The organism is Aquitalea sp. S1-19, from assembly GCF_024343515.1.
In genome coordinates, this window is record NZ_RJTZ01000162.1 from 1 (window position 1) to 4,138 (window position 4,138).

Genomic DNA, 4,138 nt, shown 5'->3' on the forward strand with positions numbered 1-4,138 from the left:
GCAATGGAACCAGCCAGTCATCACCCCGGACTTCCGTACCGGCTCGATGATGACCTGCATGCCGCCACGCGACACGCTACTCACCATCGGTAACGAAATCATCGAAGCGGCCATGTCCTTCCGCTGCCGCTACTGGGAATATCTGGCCTTCCGCCCGCTGCTGTCGCAGTACTTCAACGAAGACCCCGAGTTCCTGTGGAGCCAGGCACCGCGCCCACGCCTGTCCGACAAGTCGTACAAGCACAACTACTACGACGAAAAAATCTCGCTGGAAGACCGTCTGGTACGTACCGCCAACAAGGACTTCGTCACCACCGAAGAAGAAATCCTGTTTGATGCCGCCGACGTGATGCGCATGGGCAAGGATTTGTTTATCCAGCATGGCCTGACCACCAACCGCAAGGCAATGGAATGGTTCAAGCGCAAATATCCCGAACTGCGCATCCATGCCGTCAACTTCCCTGGCGACCCCTACCCTATCCATATCGATGCGACCTTCGTGCCGCTGCGCCCCGGGCTCATCATCAACAACCCGCACCGCAAGCTGCCTGAAGCCCAGCGCAAGATCTTCGAACAGAACGACTGGCAGATCGTCGATGCGGCCATGCCTGCCCACAAAGAACCGCCTCCGCTGTGCTACAGCTCGGTATGGCTGTCGATGAACTGCCTGGTACTCGACCACAAGACGGTGATCGTCGAAGCGTCCGAAGTGAACCAGATGGAACAGATGGACAAGCTGGGCATGAACGTGATCCCGATGCCTTTCCGCGATGCCTACGCCTTCGGTGGCGGTCTGCACTGCTCCACCGCCGACGTCTACCGCGAAGGCACGTGTGAGGACTACTTCCCGAACCAGACAGGCGATGTAACCCGCGTCTGATCTCTCTGACGGTCTGACAAGGCCCGGCACATGCCGGGCCTTTTTATAGAAGGTTTACTTATTCAGGAGTCTCGCCATGACCGCTCCCGCCTCTTCATCGACCACCCCCATCAACAAACAAGTCGGTTTTATCAACGCCTTCATCGCGGCCACCCTGATGGGCTTTGTCGGTTTCTTCGCCCGCCACATTGATGCACAAGGCGACTTCATCGCCTTCTCGCGCATGATGTGCGGCGGCATTTTGTTCTTCGCCATCATTGCCTACAAAGGGCGTTTGCTTGAACTGAAGGAATTCAAACTCTCGCCAACAATGGTTCTGTCCGGCTTCTTCATGGGCAACTGCCTGTCGGCCTATATCACCGCCACGCAACACACTTCGATCGCCAATGCGGTGTTCTTCATCTACATCGGCCCCATCATCTCGACCCTGCTGGCCGTGATCTTCCTCAAGGAGAGCATGAAACTCGCCACCTGGTTTGCCCTGCTGGCGGTATTCATCGGCATGATGATGATCTCCGGCCTAATGTCTATCGATAGCAGCGGTCTCAGCTTCGGCATGCAGTTCTCCGAAAAGACTTTCTTCGGCGACATGATGGCGCTCTACTCCGGCGTGGGTTACGGCCTGTTCCTGTTCTTTGGCCGCTTCCGTACCGAAGTACCGGGTGACGTACGCGCTTTCTGGAACTTCGTGTTCGCACTGGCCGGCATTACCCTGCTGTTTGTGTTCACCAAACCAACCATCTCGCAAATGACCTCGACCGACTGGATGTGGTGGGTCGGCATCGGCATCGTCTGCGGCTTCGGCGCGCTGGGCACCTGCACCATCGCCACCCGCCACCTGAAAGCGGCCGAATTTGCCTGTGTCTCGTACTGGGAATGCGTGGTGGCATCCCTGTTCGTCGGCCTGATGATCTACGGTGAACCGCTGTCCAGCGCGCAGATGATAGGCGGCGCGATGATTATCGTCGGTGGCATGAGCGAAGTCTTGATCAGCATTCTGGGCAAGTCTTTCAAACGCCCAGACAGTGTGACCCTCAAAGCCGGCAGCATCTGATTCAACTCAAACATATACTTATCAAATTAAACTAAGATAGTCATCAAAATCTAAATAGCCAGCCCCAGCGGGCTGGCTTCCCCCCAGTGCCGGATGCTGGCCATCTGACAAAATCGCTCTGCAGCAGAACCATTTTGTGAGACGGCAACGTCAACTGTTTTCAGACAATGGAGGGTCAGTCATGAGTGCGACACACACTGCAATGCATCCACCGGGTCAGTCCCCCGCCCACAGCAGCACACAAACCGATGCCGGCGCTTTGCGCCGTGCCGCAGTCGCCAGTTTTATCGGCAATTTCGTTGAATGGTTCGACTACGCCGCCTACGGCTATCTCGCCACCATCATCGCGCTAGTCTTCTTCCCGCAAACCGACCAGACCACCGGCCTGCTCGCCACCTTTGCCGTTTTTGCCCTGTCCTTTATCGTGCGCCCGATAGGCGGCATCATCTGGGGACATCTGGGCGACAAGGTCGGGCGCCGCACAGCCCTGTCGCTGTCCATTTTGATCATGTCGGGCGCCACCTTCTGCATCGCCTTCCTGCCCACTTATGCACAAGTCGGCATGCTCGCCCCCATCCTGCTGCTGATCATTCGTCTGGTGCAGGGCTTTTCCGCCTCCGGTGAATATGCCGGAGCCGCAGCCTTCCTCGCCGAATACGCCCCCGAAGGCAAACGCGGCCTCTACACCAGCATCGTGCCGGCCAGTACCGCCGCCGGCCTGTTGTTCGGCGCCCTGTTTGTCGCCATGCTGCATGCGCTGCTCTCGATCGAAGAGCTGCACAGCTGGGGCTGGCGCCTGCCATTTTTGCTGGCGGCACCTTTCGGCCTGATCGGCCGCTACATCCGTCTGCATCTGGAAGACACGCCTAAATTCCGCCAGATGGAAAAAAATCTGGAACAGAAAGAACAAAACAGCAAGGTTCCGATTCGGGAACTGATGGGCAAATACCGGCTGAAGGTCGCCATCGCCTTTGGCGTGACCTGCCTCAATGCCGTCGCCTTTTATCTGATCCTCAGCTATATGCCGACCTATCTCTCCGCCGAAATGGGCATGAGCGCCACCGACTCCTTCCTCGCTTCCACCGTTTCGCTATCGACCTATATTTTCTTTATTTTCCTGATGGGCATACTGTCCGATCGCTTCGGCCGCAAGACCATGCTGATAGCCGCATCGCTCGCCTTTATCATCCTCACTGTCCCCTTATTCTCGCTGCTGGACAGCGCCAGCTTCGCCACCATCTTGCTGGTCCAGATTGCCTTTGGCGCCTTGCTCACCATGAATGACGGCACTTTGGCCTGTTTCCTGTCGGAAATTTTCCCGACCCATGTGCGCTATAGCGGCTTCGCCTTCAGCTTCAATTCGGCCAATGCGCTGTTTGGCGGCACCGCACCCTTTATCGCCACCTGGCTGATCAGTATCACCGGCAGCAAGATGGCACCCGCCTGGTATCTGGTGATTGCCGCTATGGTTGCGCTGGCAGCCATGCTGCTAAGCCACGAGACCGCACATGAGGCATTAGCTGACGAGTAAGCCCTTCTGCGCAACAAAGCCGGCCTTGAGCCGGCTTTTTTCGTTTTAAAAGGCAAGCGCACCTATCCAGAACCTGGATACAGGCTGATCGGCCTGACTGGTTTTTGATAGTCAGCGACGGTTTTTTATACAGACAAAACCATGCATTTCCGGCCCCGCTTATTCCCCTGACGCTTTGCCTGTTTTTTGATAGTCACTGGCCGCTTTTTGGAATGCCAGCCAGCGCGGCTATGCGCACAATACGTACCAAGCAAGTGAGATCAACCTCCGAAAAGGGAATGCATCATGACCAAGATTGTTAACTCCTGGAACGACTTCGACCCGCTCAAGCACGTGATTGTCGGCCGCGCCGACCATAGCTGCGTACCGCCGGAAGAACCAGCGACCTCCGAAAAGGTACCAATCGACAGTCCGATGCGCGGCATGTGGGGCCCACGTCCACTGGAAACCGTTGAAAAAGCCAACATCCAGCTCGACAACCTGGCCAAGGTGCTGCAAGAGCGCGGCATCAAAGTCGACCGTCCAAGTCCGCTGAACTGGAACCAGCCGGTCAACACGCCGGACTTCCGCACCGACTCGATGATGACCTGCATGCCGCCACGCGACACCCTGCTCACCATCGGTAACGAAATCATCGAAGCGGCCATGTCCTTCCGCTGCCGCTACTGGGAAT

3 protein-coding genes and 1 pseudogene are annotated in these 4,138 nt (G+C 56.9%); all 4 read left to right on the forward strand.

The window, feature by feature from the left end; genetic code table 11:
• A partial coding sequence (locus EGI20_RS16330; protein ID WP_498632737.1) for a serine/threonine protein kinase occupies positions 1-880 on the forward strand: 880 nt, incomplete at its 5' end.
• A 76-nt stretch (positions 881-956) separates the two neighbouring features.
• Complete coding sequence (locus EGI20_RS16335; RefSeq protein WP_498632739.1) at positions 957-1,934, forward strand: DMT family transporter; 978 nt, start codon at positions 957-959, stop codon at positions 1,932-1,934.
• A gap of 181 nt (positions 1,935-2,115) precedes the next feature.
• Positions 2,116-3,465 (forward strand): MFS transporter, encoded by a 1,350-nt coding sequence (locus EGI20_RS16340; RefSeq protein WP_498632740.1) that lies wholly within the window; start codon positions 2,116-2,118, stop codon positions 3,463-3,465.
• Between the two features lie 285 nt (positions 3,466-3,750).
• Positions 3,751-4,138, forward strand: a pseudogene (locus tag EGI20_RS16345) (serine/threonine protein kinase); the annotation flags it as partial.

Bases quoted from the DNA above. Each gene is read 5' to 3' on its own strand.
- EGI20_RS16335 (WP_498632739.1), top strand. From the start codon at position 957: ATGACCGCTCCCGCCTCTTCATCGACCACCCCCATCAACAAACAAGTC.
- EGI20_RS16340 (WP_498632740.1), top strand. From the start codon at position 2,116: ATGAGTGCGACACACACTGCAATGCATCCACCGGGTCAGTCCCCCGCC.